General features: G+C 70.1%; 15 protein-coding genes. 2 read left to right on the top strand and 13 right to left on the bottom strand.

Features of this window, described 5'->3' with window-relative positions; genetic code table 11:
- The 3 genes from BGO22_RS09725 to BGO22_RS09735 all read right to left on the bottom strand — a co-directional run.
- Positions 1–927 (bottom strand): FAD-binding oxidoreductase (locus BGO22_RS09725; RefSeq protein ID WP_286850498.1); only part of this gene is annotated, 927 nt, incomplete at its 3' end.
- Complete coding sequence (locus tag BGO22_RS09730) at positions 887–2,122, bottom strand: SAM-dependent methyltransferase (protein WP_070398932.1); 1,236 nt, start codon at positions 2,120–2,122, stop codon at positions 887–889. The genes BGO22_RS09725 and BGO22_RS09730, both read right to left, overlap by 41 nt.
- A 9-nt stretch (positions 2,123–2,131) precedes the next feature.
- On the bottom strand, positions 2,132–2,581 hold the full coding sequence (locus BGO22_RS09735; RefSeq protein ID WP_070398933.1) for a host attachment protein: 450 nt from the start codon (positions 2,579–2,581) through the stop codon (positions 2,132–2,134).
- Between the two features lie 142 nt (positions 2,582–2,723).
- Between BGO22_RS09735 and BGO22_RS09740 the strand changes: the two genes are divergently transcribed.
- Positions 2,724–3,173, top strand: coding sequence for a universal stress protein (locus BGO22_RS09740; RefSeq protein ID WP_070398934.1), 450 nt, complete (start codon positions 2,724–2,726; stop codon positions 3,171–3,173).
- Positions 3,174–3,194: 21 nt separating this feature from the next.
- Here the strand turns inward: BGO22_RS09740 and BGO22_RS09745 are convergent, their stop codons facing one another.
- The 6 genes from BGO22_RS09745 to BGO22_RS09770 all read right to left on the bottom strand — a co-directional run bounded on the left by BGO22_RS09745 (position 3,195) and on the right by BGO22_RS09770 (position 8,333).
- Positions 3,195–4,025 (bottom strand): universal stress protein, encoded by an 831-nt coding sequence (locus tag BGO22_RS09745; protein ID WP_070398935.1) that lies wholly within the window; start codon positions 4,023–4,025, stop codon positions 3,195–3,197.
- An 84-nt stretch (positions 4,026–4,109) separates the two neighbouring features.
- Positions 4,110–4,772: a tetratricopeptide repeat protein gene (locus BGO22_RS09750; protein ID WP_070398936.1), complete on the bottom strand. Its 663-nt coding sequence runs from the start codon at positions 4,770–4,772 to the stop codon at positions 4,110–4,112.
- A complete protein-coding gene (locus tag BGO22_RS09755; RefSeq protein ID WP_070398937.1) occupies positions 4,769–5,578 on the bottom strand; it encodes an SDR family oxidoreductase in 810 nt (269 codons plus the stop codon). The genes BGO22_RS09750 and BGO22_RS09755 overlap by 4 nt, the downstream gene beginning before the upstream one ends.
- Positions 5,579–5,592: 14 nt before the next feature.
- On the bottom strand, positions 5,593–6,267 hold the full coding sequence (locus tag BGO22_RS09760) for an iron-containing redox enzyme family protein (protein WP_070398938.1): 675 nt from the start codon (positions 6,265–6,267) through the stop codon (positions 5,593–5,595).
- A complete protein-coding gene (locus BGO22_RS09765; protein WP_070398939.1) occupies positions 6,264–7,745 on the bottom strand; it encodes an AMP-binding protein in 1,482 nt (493 codons plus the stop codon). Before BGO22_RS09765 ends, BGO22_RS09760 begins: the two co-directional genes overlap by 4 nt.
- A gap of 3 nt (positions 7,746–7,748) precedes the next feature.
- Positions 7,749–8,333: a thermostable hemolysin gene (locus BGO22_RS09770; RefSeq protein WP_070398940.1), complete on the bottom strand. Its 585-nt coding sequence runs from the start codon at positions 8,331–8,333 to the stop codon at positions 7,749–7,751.
- A 338-nt stretch (positions 8,334–8,671) separates the two neighbouring features.
- On the opposite strand from BGO22_RS09770, the gene BGO22_RS09775 reads away from it, so the two are divergent.
- Positions 8,672–9,688 carry a porin gene (locus BGO22_RS09775; protein ID WP_070398941.1) on the top strand — a complete coding sequence of 339 codons (1,017 nt, stop codon included), beginning with the start codon at positions 8,672–8,674 and terminating at the stop codon, positions 9,686–9,688.
- 120 nt (positions 9,689–9,808) lie between these two features.
- Here BGO22_RS09775 and soxB read toward each other — a convergent pair whose 3' ends face one another.
- The 4 genes from soxB to soxZ all read right to left on the bottom strand — a co-directional run bounded on the left by soxB (position 9,809) and on the right by soxZ (position 13,479).
- Positions 9,809–11,533: a thiosulfohydrolase SoxB gene (gene soxB, locus BGO22_RS09780; RefSeq protein ID WP_070398942.1), complete on the bottom strand. Its 1,725-nt coding sequence runs from the start codon at positions 11,531–11,533 to the stop codon at positions 9,809–9,811.
- An 82-nt stretch (positions 11,534–11,615) separates the two neighbouring features.
- Entirely contained in the window at positions 11,616–12,263 is a 648-nt protein-coding gene (soxX, locus tag BGO22_RS09785) for a sulfur oxidation c-type cytochrome SoxX (protein ID WP_070398943.1), read from the bottom strand.
- Between the two features lie 14 nt (positions 12,264–12,277).
- Positions 12,278–13,084, bottom strand: a complete 807-nt coding sequence (gene soxA / locus BGO22_RS09790; protein WP_070398944.1) for a sulfur oxidation c-type cytochrome SoxA — start codon at positions 13,082–13,084, stop codon at positions 12,278–12,280.
- 83 nt (positions 13,085–13,167) lie between these two features.
- Complete coding sequence (soxZ, locus tag BGO22_RS09795; protein ID WP_083293140.1) at positions 13,168–13,479, bottom strand: thiosulfate oxidation carrier complex protein SoxZ; 312 nt, start codon at positions 13,477–13,479, stop codon at positions 13,168–13,170.
- Between the last annotated feature and the right edge of the window lie 84 nt (positions 13,480–13,563).

Below are 13,563 nucleotides of genomic sequence, written 5' to 3' on the forward strand. Positions count from 1 at the left end.
CATCCAGCGCGTGTAGGTGCGCGAATTCAGGTACCGCCGCCCCAGCAGATGGCGCAGCCAGCGGTGCTGCAGGCCGAAGCGGCGCGAGCACCAGAACCAGTCGGTGTCCCAGCGCCACAGGTAGCCGGCGGTGGTCAGCGTGTCCTCCTCGCGCCGCCGCAGCGACTCGTGGTAGATGTCGAGCCAGGTGTAGTCGCTGGCGCGCGCGGCCTCGGGCACGAAGCGCGCCAGGCTGAGCACCTGCTCGCGCGGACCGAACAGCACGCCATCGACGAAGTCGGGGCCGACACCCGCCGGCAGGGGCGCGCAGGCCGCGGCCAGGGCGTCGAAGAACGCCCGCGGGTCGTCGAAGCGCTGGTGGTGCACGTGCACGAAGGGCTGTGTGGGCAGGGTGCGAAGCCGAGCGCTCAGCGCATAGCCCAGGGTGCCGTAGGCGTTCGGGAAGCCGTGGAAGAGATCGGCGTGCTCGTTGTCGGCCGTGCAGTGCACCACCTCGCCACCGGGCAGCAGCACCTCCAGCGCGCTCATGGTCTCGTGCACCAGGCCGTGACGGAACGAGGTGGCCTCGATGCCCACGCCCGCGAGCGCTCCGCCCACGGTGATGGTCTTGAGCTGCGGCACCACCGCGGGCATGGCCCCGCGCGGCAGGGTCCAGGCCACCAGGTCCTCATAGGTGAGCATGCCCTCGGCGTCCACCCAGCCCGCCTGTGTGTCGGCGCCCAGCACCTGGTTCAGGCCACTCAGGTCCAGCCGCTGGCGCGCCGCGCGCTGGCGATGGCGGAACAGGTTGGAGGTGCGCTTGTCCAGGGCCAGGGGCTTGCGCGATGGGTCCTGGCGCAGCCGCTCGGCGACCGCGCGGACGCGGGCCGCGTGCGCGCGCTGCGCTTCACGTGCCGCGCGCGCCTGGGGCATCGACGGCGTAGACATGGTCCCGCGTCATGGGGTAGGCGGCGCGGCCCGCGTTGCCTTTGCTGAACAGCACCTGGAACAGGTGGGTGCAACCGACGGGTGAGCGGAACAGTTCGGCGCAGCCCACGAGGTAGACAGTCCAGATGCGGCGGAAGCGTTCGTCGAACCGCGCGGGGTCCAGCGCCTGGATCTCGGGCCAGCGCTGCGCGAAGCGCCGCGCCCACTCATCGAGCGTGAGCGCGTAATGGCGGCGCAGGTTCTCCACGTCGAGCACCTCGAGCCCGCAGCGCTCCATCTCCTGCATCACCTCGCTGAGCGCGGGAATCCAGCCGCCGGGGAAGACGTGCTTGCGGATGAAGGGCTCGGTGTCGCGCGGTCCCACGTGGCCGATGAAGTGCAGCATGCCGATGCCTCCCGGGCGCAGGCAGTCGGCGTGGGCCTGGATCACCTCGGCCAGCTGGTCGCGGCCGGCGTGTTCCAGCACGCCGATGGACACCAGCTTGTCGAAGCACTCGCCCACGTCGCGGAAATCGGCCTCGCGCACCGACAGCGTGGGCGCCAGGCCCTGGCGCTCCAGCGACTCGCGCAGCCACTGCACCTGGCCGGTGGCGGTGTTGATGCCGGTGCCGATCGCCCCCGTGGTCTCCCAGGCGCGCAGCAGAAAGCCGCCAAAGCCGCAGCCCAGGTCCACGTAGCGCTCGCCACGCGCCAGGCGCAGCTTGCGGCAGACGTGGTCGATCTTGTCGCGCTGCGCCTGCTCCAGCGAGGTGCAGCCCTCGCGCCAGTAGGCGCAGGTGTACATCTTGAGCGGCTCGTCGAGCCAGAGCCGATAGAAGGCCTCGCCCAGGTCGTAGTGCGCGCAGGCGTTGCGTTTGGCCTGGGCGCGGTCGCGGTTGCTCTGTCCCCGCTCGAGCAGGCGGTTCTCCACGCTGTTCACCACCGAGGCCTGTAGGTCGAAGCCGGCGCTCAGGCCCGCGGCCAGGGCCCGGTTCAGGGGCCCGGCCAGATCGACCTGGCCATCGAAGTAGGCCTCGAGCAGGCCCATGTGGCCGCGCAGCAGCGTGGCCGCGAGCGCGCCCTCGCTGCGAAAGTGCAGGCCAAAGGCGGGGGCGCCCTCGCCCGCCTTCAGGCGGCCGCCGCCGGGCAGCACCACCTCGAAGGCAACACCGGCACGCCGCGCGAGCTCTTCCAGGAAGGCGGCGACGGGGGCCATGCGCGCGCCTCAGGCGGACGCCAGCTCATCGCGCACGCGCTGGTCCAGTTCGAGCGCGCTCACCTGGCTCAGGTCCACGGGCAGGCTGGCCTTGAGCAGGCGGCGCGCGCCATCGCCCAGCGCGTCGCGAAGCTCGCCGAGAAAGGGCTTGCCCGCGAACACCACCAGCGCGCGATAGGCCTGGGACCGCGCGCCGGCCTCCAGGTGCTCGGCGAGTTCGCGCGCGAAGCGCTGATGCTCCTTGCGGTGCGCGTCCAGGCGGGGCTCCAGGGCCACGCCGCCTTGACCGCGGCGGTCGGCGCGCTCATGGCCCGCGCGGTCGTCACCGAGTTCGCTGGCCTTGAGCCGGCCTTCGGGATGCGAGAAGGTGGCGATCAGCACCAGGGGCAAACCGGGTTCGCGCTGCAGCAGGCGCGCGTGCGTGGCACTGGCCACCAGAATCCATTCGATGCGGGGCATGGCGCGGTCCTTTCGGGGAAAAGTGGTACTGCCGGTGACGATAGGCCCGCCGCCCGCGGGCGTTGTTGATCCATCGCAAAGCGGTTCCGCGCGCGCCCAGGCACAGTGGGGCCATCGTTCAACGTTCCATGCGGAGACCTCCATGAACCCGTTCAAGCGAATCCTCGTGCCCGTGGATGGCAGCGAGACCTCCAAGAGGGCGCTCGAGGCCGCCATCCAGCTGGCCCGCGCCATGGACGGGCAGATCCGCGTGATGCACGCCATCGATCAGATGATGTACGTGAGCGGCTACGAGGCCACGGTGGATTTGCTCGGCACCGCGCGCACCTGGGCCCGCGAGGCCTTGGACGAGGCGATGGCGACCGTCAAGGCCGCCGGGGTGGCCTGCGATTCGCTGCTCATTGATGAACTCGGCCCGCGGCTGGGCGAATCGGTGGCGCAGGCGGCGCGCGACTGGCGGGCCGACCTGATCGTGCTGGGCACGCACGGCCGGCGCGGCGTCAACCGCCTGCTGCTGGGCAGCGGCGCCGAGCAGATCATCCGGCTCGCGCCGTCGCCGGTGATGGTCATCCGGCCCACGGACCTGGCCTGAGGCCGCGCCCGGGGCGCCGCCTCAGTGCGACATCAGCACCGGCAGCGTCATGGACCCAAGTACGGTGCGGCTGACCCCGCCCAGGACCCATTCGCGCACGCGTGCGTGGCCGTAGCAGCCCATCACCAGCAGGTCGGCCGACAGGTCGCAGACGCGCGACAACAGCACCTCGCCCAGGTCCGCGGGTTCCTGGTCTTCCCGGTGCCATTGCACCGAGACGCCGTGCAGCCTCAGCCAGCCGCGCAGGTCCAGCCGGGGGCCTTGCACCAGCGGCCCCGGTTCGGCGCCCCAGCCCAGCACGTGCACCCGCTCGGCGCGCTGCAGCAGTGGCAGCGCGGCGATCACCGCGCGCATCGCCTCGCGGCCGGGCTTCCAGGCAATGGCGATGCACCGCGGCAAGGCCTCGAACTGGCCGGTGTAAGGCACCACCAGCGCGGGCCGCCCGCTGGCGGCCAGCACCCCTTCGACGAAGTCGGGCGGCACGTCGGGCGCGTGCTGCCTGCCCGGGTCGTGCTGGCCCAGTACCAACAGGTCGGCGAACAGCGCCTGCTCGGCGAAGCCCTCGATCAGCGGAAACACCGTCAGCTCACTCCAGGTGGCTGTGCCATCGGGGCGGCGCATGTCGCGCTCGAAGGCCGCGCGCGCCTGCGCGCAGCGCTGCAGCTCGCGCTGCAGCAGGCTGGCCGCGTTCTCGCCAAGTTCGGGGTATGGCATCGCCAGCGGCACCAGGCTCGCGGCGTAAAGCGCGTCCAGCACGGCGCCGTGCGCGTGGGCCAGTTGGCGGGCGATGCGCAGGCGCTCCAGGCTGCGTTCGTCCGCGTCCATGTGGACGAGGATCTGTTTGAGGGGCATGGCAACTCCTTGAAGCCGCCCGCAGCTTGCGGCGCGCCCGCGCGCGCCGGCTTGATGCCCGTCAAGAAGCGCGGCGGTGCCGCGTCACAGGCGGCTTTCGATGTCCTTCAGCCGCTGGCGGATTTCGCTGCGGCGGCCTTCGTCGGCGGCCGTGCGGCCCGCTCGGTCGGGCGCCGCGAGGGCTTTCTCCAGCGCGGCCTTGGCCTGCGGGTAGCGCTTCTTGCGCAGCAGGAAGTCGCCATAGAAGAAGTTGGGGTCGATGCCGTCGGGGTTGATCGCCAGCGCCTGCTTGAGCAGGGCCTCGGCCTTGGCGTCGTCGCCAAAGCCCAGCGGCCAGCCCGGCACCTGGTAGTACAGGCTGCCCAGGCTGGTGTAGGCCGAGCCGTCGAGCGCCTTGGGATCGAGCTTGAGCGCCTCTTCCAGTTCGGCCTTGGCCTTCTTCACCAGATCGAGCGCGCCCAAACCGCCCTTGGCGCCCGCGTAGGTGCTGAGCACGATGCCGTGCCAGATGCGCAGTTCGGCCGCCGCGGGCTCGGCGGTCACGGCCTGCGCGGCCTGCTGCGCGAGATCGGCGAAGGCGGCTTCGCGCTGCTTGTCGGGCAGCTTGTAGTTCACCTCGGCCCAGCGGGCCTGGATGCCCTCGAGCTGCTGGCGGGCGGCGTCGCCCAGGGCCAGGGCCGGCAGGCTCAGGCCCGCGCCCAAGGCGGCGGCGAGGGTGATGGCGAGGAGGTGGTGTCGGGTTTTCATGGCGAGGCGGTTCCTTGGGTGGGTTGGCGCGCGAAGCGCTGGATGACGGGCAGCTGCTTGCGCAGCGCACGGTCCACCAGGCGCGGCAGCAGGCCGTTGAGGCGGACGAAAAACTTCTCGGGGCTGCCCAGGTAGATTTCCTTGCGCTCGTCGCGCAGCGCGTCGGCGATGCGGCGTGCCACGGTCTCGGGCGGGTCCATGGCCACCTGCAGCTGCCGGTTCATCTGCACCATGGCGTCGGCGTTCATCGCCGTGCGGGTGGAGCGCGGGGCGGCGTACAGCACGCGCACCGGGCCGTCGGCCAGTTCGCGGCGCAGCGCCTCGGCGAAGCCGCGCAGCGCGAACTTGGTGGCGCTGTAGACCGCCTGGCCCGGGTAACCGATGGAGCCGAAGATGGAACCGAGGAACGCCACCGTGGCGCGCGGGCGCTCGCGCAGCAGCGGCAGCATCGCGTGTGTGAGCTGCAGGGTGGCCGTGAGGTTGAGCGCGACCATCTGCTCGATGGCCGCGTCGTCCATGCCGTCGAAGAGGCCGAAGTGGTTGACGCCGGCGGCGTTGATGAGGCCGTCGACGTGGCCGATGTCGCGCGCGGCGTCCACCACGGCCTGGCGGCCGGCGGGCGTGCGCAGGTCGGCCACCACCACGCGCACGCGCTGCGGGTGGCTCTCGGCCAGGGCGTGCAGGGTGTCGGCCTGCCGGCCCGCGACGAGCACCCGCGCGCCGCGCCGGCACAGCTCCTCGACCAGCGCCTGCCCGATGCCGCCGCTGGCGCCGGTGACGACCCAGCGGCTCGATGCCAGATTCATGGGGGGCCTTCCTTTCAGGCGGCGAGCGCGGCCGGCTGCTCGTGCGGGCGCAGCGCGCGGAACAGGTCGCCATAGAGGCGGTAGACGACGCGGGCCGTGTGCAGCACGGCCTGGCGGTCGCCCTCGTCGTCGAGGCGGTTGACCAGGCCGGCGAACAGCTGGATGTGGTCGAGGTCCAGCGCGCCGTGCGAGCTGAGGTAGCTGAAGGCCTTGCCTGGCAGGCCCAGCGTTTCCTGGATGCGCCCGGCCGCGCGCGAGGCGAGCTGGATGCTGGTGCCTTCGAGCACGTTGACCATGCCGAAGAAGCTCACCGGGTTGTGGCGGGCGATGCGGTCGTACACGTAGCCGACCATGAGCTCGGTGGGCAGCGAGGGCTCGCCGCGGCGCACCGCGTCGGGGTCGCCGCCGCAGGCCGCGATGTCGTTGAGGATCCACTCCTGGTGGCCGTACTCCTCCTCGATGTACTCGGCCACGGCCTGGCGCAGCCATTCCAGGCGATCGGGCAGGCGCGCGCCACAGGCCATGAGCAGCGGCACCGTGTGCTTGACGTGGTGGTAGGCCTGGGTCAGGAAGGCGATGTAGTCGGCCGTCGACACACGGCCTTCCATGGCCTGGCCGATGATGGGCGCGCCCAGCAGGTAGGCCCGTTCGCTGGCGGTCTGCGCCTGCAATTGGTCGAAGAAGTTCATGCGATGTCCTTGGGTCGGGAGGTGGGATCGATCGCGGCCAGGGCCGCGTGGTAATGCGCTCGCAGCGCGTCGCGCCGCAGGCGGCCATTGCTGGTGGCCAGGCCGTTGTCCGCGCTGAAGGCTTGCGCGGCGCGCCGCCAGTGGTGCGCGCGCGCGTAGTCGGGCAGGGTCTGGTTGACGGCGGCCACGGCGGCGGCCAGTTCGCCGTCGCTCACGCCGGCGTGTCGGGGCACCAGCACGGCCAGGTTCTCGGGCAGGGCCTCGCCGTACAGCCAGGCCTGCGCGATCGGCGCCTGCTGGACCAGCTCCGACTCCACCCATTCGGGGTTGACGTTGCGGCCGTAGGCGGTGATGAACTGGTGCTTCTTGCGCCCGCTCAGCAGCAGATGGCCTGCCTCGTCGAAGCGACCGAGGTCGCCGGTGGCCAGCCATTCGCCGGTCTCGGGCGCTTCACCCAGGTAGCCCAGGGCGCGCGCGCCCTGCACGAGCACCTCGCCGTCGTCGGCCAGCCGCACGCGCGCGTGCGGCAGCGGCCGGCCCACGGTGCCGATGCGGTTGTCGTTCGGCGCGTTCAGGCACACCACCGAGGCGCACTCGGACAGGCCGTAGCCTTCGAACACCGGCAGGCGCGCGGCCACCGCGCGGCGCAGCAGCGAAGGCGCCACGTGCGCGCCGCCCACGGCGATGAACCGCAGGCTGGGCGGCGGCGTCCAGCCGTGCTCGACCGCGCCCACCAGGGCCTGCAGCAATTGCGGCAGCAGGATCAGGCTGTGCGGCTGGCTCTCGCCCAGGCGCCTGAGCAGGCGCGGCAGGTCAAGCCCGCTCGCGCCCAGCAGGCCGATCTCGGCCATGGGCCGCAGTTCGGTGCGGGCGCCGCCCAGCAGCGGCGCGTACACGCCGGCCACGTTCTCCAGCAGCGTGGCCAAGGGCAGCACGGCCAGGTGCTGGCGCGCGCCGCTGGCCCCCACCACGTCCCAGAGGCTGGCCGCCACGGCGAGCATGGCCGGCGCGTCGAGGCACACGCCCTTGGGCAGGCCCGTGGTGCCCGAGGTGTAGGTGATCTTCACCGTGCCGGGGAACACCGGTGGCGCGTCGGCCACCGGGCGCTGGCTCAGGCCCGGCGCCACGGGGCGAAAGCCCGCCTCCTGCGACCAGGGGGCCAGCGGACCGATGAGCGTGTCCACCCCCGAGCTGTCGACCACGTGGCGCTGCTGCGCGGGCGAGAAGAAAGCCGGCACGGGCACGCAGACCAGGCCCTCGCTCAGCAGGGCGAGGTCCCAGAGCACCCAGTCGATGCCGTTGTCCAGGCACAGGGCCACGCGGCGCGCGCCGAAGCCGGCGAGCTGGGCACGGCGCCGCTGCACCTGCCGGACCAGCTCGGCGTAGTCCAGGCGCTGCGTGCCATCGCTGAGCGCCGGTCGATCGCCGTGCGCGAGCAGCGTCTGCCAGAAATGTTCGGTGGAAAGCTTGGACGGCATGGCTCACTCCCCGTCCAGCCACCAGCCCGGCGTGCCGGGGTGGCGCGACAGCTGGCGCTGCGCGGGCGGGATCTCGCCGAACACCACCTGGGGCTGCTGGGTGTAATAGCGGCCCCACTGCGGCAAGGCATCGCCCATGCGCGCGGGGTCGGCGGGGGCCAGCACGCGCGGCGCCAGGCCCAGGCGGCGAAAACTGTTCAGCAGGCCGCGCGTGCCGGTGAAGGCGACCCACCGGTAGCCCTGCGTGGCCAGCCAATCGGTCAACGCGACGATGAGCAGGCGGGCGCTGCCCGGGCCCTCGGCCGCGAGGTTGCCCACCTCCACCACCTCGTGTCGCGCCACGGGCTCGCCCGTCTCGGCCGCGATCGCGGCCTCGATCGGCACATCGATGTAGCGCTCCAGGAACAGCGCGCCACCGGCGGCGGGCCGGCAGCCCGCCGCGCCCACGATCGCGTTGTCGGCGTCCATGAGGCCCAGCAGGCCCGGCATGAAGTGCGTGAGCCGCGCCTGGTGTTCCCGCTCGAAGCGGCGCCGGATCAGGTCCAGGCCGCCTTCGCGGGCCGCGCCCACCAGGGGCCGCAGCGACAAGGGCCCGCGTGGCGCGGCGTCCGGCGCGCGGGGCGAGCGGCCTGCGCCAAGGCGCGGGTGGGAGGGAGGGGTTCGGGAGTTCATGCGCCGCATGCTCGGGCGCCCCTCTTAGCCCAACATTAATCCGTGATAACCCTCAGACGCCCGTGCGCACAACTTCATGCCAACGGCGCGAAAGCCCTTCCAACACCTAAGGATGCTCGTTGTAAATAGGGCAAACCATTACAAATGTAATCAGACGGTTATCTTCGCCACGTGGAATAGGCCCGTCGTCCCGCACGGTGCGGGAGGCACGGGTCCTCTCAGGGCCCGAGACCCCCCAACGGAGAAACCATTCCATGAAAAAGAGCCTGATTGCTCTGGCCGCCCTGGCCACCATCAGCGGCGCCGCCATGGCGCAGTCCAGCGTCAGCGTCTACGGCCGCCTCGACGCCTCCCTCGGCTCCGAGAAGGCCGGCGCGTCGGGCGCCGCCCAAAGCCAGTCGCAGCTGTCCAGCGGCCTGCTGAGCACCAGCCGCCTGGGCTTTCGCGGCACCGAAGACCTCGGTGGCGGCCTCAAGGCCATCTTCCAGCTCGAGACCACGCTGGGCGTGGACACCGGCGCCGCCTTCGGCGCCGGTTTCGATCGCCAGTCCATCGTCGGCCTGACGGGTGGCTTCGGCGCGGTCAAGCTCGGCCGCACCGAGACCGCCTTCGACGACATCCGCGACATCAGCGTCGGCAGCGCGCTGTGGGATTCGGAGTTCTCGCCGACCAAGATCGCCTACGTCAACAGCGTGGGTGGCGTCGCCGTGGGCCACGTGGCCGACTACTCCTCGCGCAGCAGCAACCAGATCCGCTATGAGTCGCCGAACTTCGGCGGCTTCACCGGCGGCATCAGCTACGGCCTGGACGAGCAGGCCTCGCCGGTCAAGCGCGACGTGACCGCCTTCAACCTGCGCTACCGCAGCGGCCCCCTGGACGTGGGCCTGGGCTACCAGGAGCAGAACCACGAGGTGTCGGCCACCAAGCGTGAGTACACCACCCTGGCCGGCGCCTACGACTTCGGCGCCGTGCGCGTCTCCGCTGGCTACAACATGGCCGAGCAGGGCACCCTGGAGTCCAACGGCTTCGTGGTCGGCGCCAACATGCCGATGGGTCCCTGGGACTTCTCGGTGGGCTACGCCTACAACAAGTCCGAGAACGCCGGTGTCGACACCGCCAAGTCCAAGGGCCTGGCTTTCGGCGTGACCTACTCGCTGTCCAAGCGCACCCGCGTGTACGCCGCCTACCTCAATGGCGACGCCGAGAACGGCGCCGGCACCGAGGTCGCCGAGCGCCGCCTGTACGCCGCTGGCATCCGTCACGACTTCTGATCGTGACAGCGGGGCCTCGCGGCCCCGCCCCGGGGCCCTCGGGCCCCTTCCTTTCCAAGGTTTGGTTTTGACAGCCATCGCCCCCGCGGGCGGTGGCTTTTTTCATGGGCGCGGCCTCAGTCAGGCCGCCATGCCCGGGTTGCCCTTCATGCCCACCAGCGTCGGGGTGTTGATCTTCACGCCCTTGACCACCTTCCTGGCGCGCAGGTGGCCGGCCACGACGTCCCACACCGGCTCGCCCTTGACGCCCTCCTGCACCGAGGCCCAGCCGGCCACCTTGTAGGTCTTGTCGGCCTCCACGGGCTTGCCCTTGAGCCGCATGTTCTGGATGCGCTGGCCCATGCGCTCGTTCGGCGCGATGGCGTACTGCATGCCGCCCACGCGCACCATGTCGCCGCCCTGCTGGTAGTAGGGGTCGGGGTTGAAGATGTTGTCGGCCACGTCTTCCAGGATGTCCTTGATCTGCGCGCCGGTGAATTCGTTGAGCGTGGTCGAGGGGTAGGTGATGGCCGTCTGGTCCATCAGCGCTTCCATGGTGATGGTGTCACCCGGCAGCAGCGAGGTGCCCCAGCGCACGCCCGGCGAGAAGCACAGGTCCGCGCCCTTCACGTCGATCAGCGCGTCGCAGATGACCTGGTCCCAGGAACCGTTGAAGTTGCCGCGGCGGTAGAGCAGGTCCTCGGTGACGGCCAGTTTCTCTTCCAGCCGGGCCTTGTAGGGCGCGCGCACGCCGTCGATGAAGGCCTGCATGTCGGCGTCGGCCGGCAGCAGGTTGGCGAAGATGGGCATGAGCTTGTACTGGTAGCCCTGAACCTTGCCGCCGCGCACGTCGAAGTCGAGCACGCCGAGGAACTTGGTGTTGGAGCCGGCGTTGGTGACCAGGGTCTGGCCGCCGGGGTTCTTCACCACGGTGGGCGCGGGCATGCCGTCGTGCGTGTGGCCGCCCAGGATGGCGTCGATGCCGCTGACGCGCGAGGCCAGCTTCAGGTCCACGTCCATGCCGTTGTGCGAGAGCAACACCACCACCTGAGCGCCCTTGCCACGCACCTCGTCCACCATCTTCTGCAGGTGGTCCTCCTGGATGCCGAAGGTCCAGTCGGGCACCATGTAGCGCGGGTTGGCGATGGGCGTGTACGGAAAAGCCTGGCCGATGACGGCGACCGGCACGCCGTTCATTTCGCGGATGGTGTAGGGCTTGAACACCAGGTCCTCGAAGTCGGTGGTCTTGATGTTGTGGGCCAGGAATTCCATGTGGCCCTTCAGGTCCTTCTCGACGATCTCCTGCACGCGCTTGGCACCGAAGGTGTGCTCCCAGTGCGAGGTCATGATGTCCACGCCGAGCTTCTTGCAGGCGTCGACCATGTCCTGCGCGTTGGTCCACAGCGAGGTGGCCGAGCCCTGCCAGGTGTCGCCGCCGTCCAGCAGCCAGGCGTGCGGGCGGCCCGAGCGCAGCCGCTTGACCAGCGTGGCCAGGTGCGCGAAGCCCCCCACCTTGCCGTAGGTCTTGGCGGCCTGGGCGAAGTCGAGGTAGCTGAAGGCGTGCGCCTGGGCGGTGCCGGGACGGATCTTGAAGTGCTTGAGCAGGGCCTCGCCCACCAGGTGCGGGGCCTTGCCGGTGGCGCCGCCCACGCCCAGGTTCATGCTGGGCTCGCGGAAATACACCGGCGTGAGCTGCGCGTGGCAGTCGGTGAAGTGCAGGAAGCTGACGTTGCCGAAGCTGGGCACGTCGTACAGGCGCTCGCCGGCGCCGGCGCTGGCGGCGAGGGCGTCGCGGTGGTCGAGCGCCATGCCGGCGGCGCTCGCGGCGGCCAGCAGTTGCATGAATTCACGACGGCTCAGGCTCATGGGGCACTCTCTCTAGAAGCAAATGCTGATATTCAAACGCACAAAAAAGCCCGGCGGCACAGGGGCCGCCGGGCTGCAGGGATCACTTGTTGACGGGCGAGTTCGGGTCGAGCAGCAGCGCCATCACGTGCTTGAGCTGCGTCTCGTTGAGGATGCCCTTGTGGCCGGCGCGCGGCATCTGCGAGCAGGCGTTGTAGGCCCGCGCGTTGTAGAGCTTGCCCCAGGTGTACTCGACGATGGCCTTGGAACCCGCGGCGTTCGGGTCGCTCACGCCGCGCAGCTTGCCGTAGTTGTAGAGGCTGGGGCCCAGGGTGCCGAAGGAGATCTCTTCCTTGCTGATCTGGTGGCAGTTGTAGCAGTTGCCCCCGTTGGCCTGCTTCGCGTCGTCGGTCCAGGTCAGGCCACGGCCGCTCTGGGCGATCTTCTCGCCCTCTTTCCAGTCGCCCAGGAACTTGCCATCGGAAGGCCATTTGATGGTCTTCATGTTGGCCTCCTCGACCGCCTTGGCGAGCTTCTCGTCCAGGGGCTTGCCCGAGAGATCGGCTTGCAGGCAGGTGGCGTTGGCCTGATCCTGCTCCAGGCGATCCAGGGTGGCGATGCCCTTGGCCTGGAAGGAGTTCTTCATCATGTCGGCCGTGGCCTTCTCGACGTCGGCCTGCGAGGGCGGCATCGAGCAGGCGGCGAGCAGCGCGGCCAGCGGCAGGATGGCGAGGATGGTCTTCTTGTTCATCGTGGGTCTCCTCTTCAGCGCTTGATCGCGGGCACGGCGGACTCGGCGCCCTTGGCGTTGACGCCCATGTAGACGCTCAGCGCCAGCGTGGCGTCGCTGCCGAACTTGGGCTCGGGCCAGCGCATCTGGCGGAAGCAGTCGTTCAGGCGCAGCTGCATGCCCCACATCTGCGCGTTGGACACGCGGTAGGCCGGCCAGGCGGCGAAGCCGACGCCGTCGCCCGGGTTCTTGGTGAGGTTGGGCAGGTCCTGCAGGCGGATGCGCTTGTCGTCCGCACCGTGGCAGGAAGCGCAGGAGAAGTCGTGCGTGCCGCCGCGCGTGAAGAACAGGCGCTTGCCCGTCTCGTACATCATCTTTTCCTGCGGATGCGACTGCGGCAGATCCATCTTCATGCCCTTGGACGCGGTGGCCACATAGGTGGCGATCGCCGTCACGTTGGCCATTTCCCCGCGGCGAAACGGCGTCTTGCGAACCTCGTCGCCGTTGAAGCCCTGCAGGGTTTCCATGCAGGTGATGATGCGGCCCTCCAGGTCTTCCACCCGGTTGGTGTCCTTGAAGTAGCGCGGCAGTTCCACGAAGGCGCCCTTGATCACGCCCGGGCCCTTGCCCAGGTCGCACTGCTCCAGCGAGGCCTTCTTCGGCCCACGCTTTTGTTTCCAGAGCTCTTCGCCCTTCATTTCGAACAGTTCGGCGGGGTTACCGTCCTGCAGCATCTCGCGGTACTTGGCGATGCCGTCGGCCGTGGACGATTGCGCGTGCGCGGCAGCGGCGCCAAGCACCAGCGCCGCAAAGGCGATGGCGCGGGAAACAGGTCGCTTCATGGGGAGATCTCCTCTTCTCAGGCGTTGTCGGAAAACCGGCGGCCACCCGCCCCGCCCTGGACGGATGGCCGCGTGGGGGGTACTCAGGCGATCGCCGCTTCGTCGGTGCGCGAGTCGCCCTTGTTGTCGCTCCACTTCACGACGATCTTGTCGCCCTTGGCACCGCCCTTGAACTTGAAGGACAGGAAGGGGTTCTGGGCCACGGCACCGGTGAACTGCGCCTGCAGCACGGTCTTGCCGTTGTGGGTGCAGTCGACGCTCGTGATGAAGTGACCGGGGATGAGGTTGCCGGACGCGTCGCGGCGCGTGCCAGGCTCCATGATGTGCGACATGAGCACGCGGACGGTGGTTTCGCCGTCGGCAACGGCGGCGCGGATGCGCATCGGATCAGCCATGGGGGACTCCTGTGTACGTTGAATCTCGGAAGGGGTGCGCGGCGATCAGCCGCCGCAGCCGCCCAGCGTGACCTTGGTTTCTTT

It is taken from the genome of Hydrogenophaga sp. 70-12 (assembly GCF_001897365.1).
Classification (GTDB): Bacteria; Pseudomonadota; Gammaproteobacteria; order Burkholderiales; family Burkholderiaceae_C; genus Hydrogenophaga; species Hydrogenophaga borbori.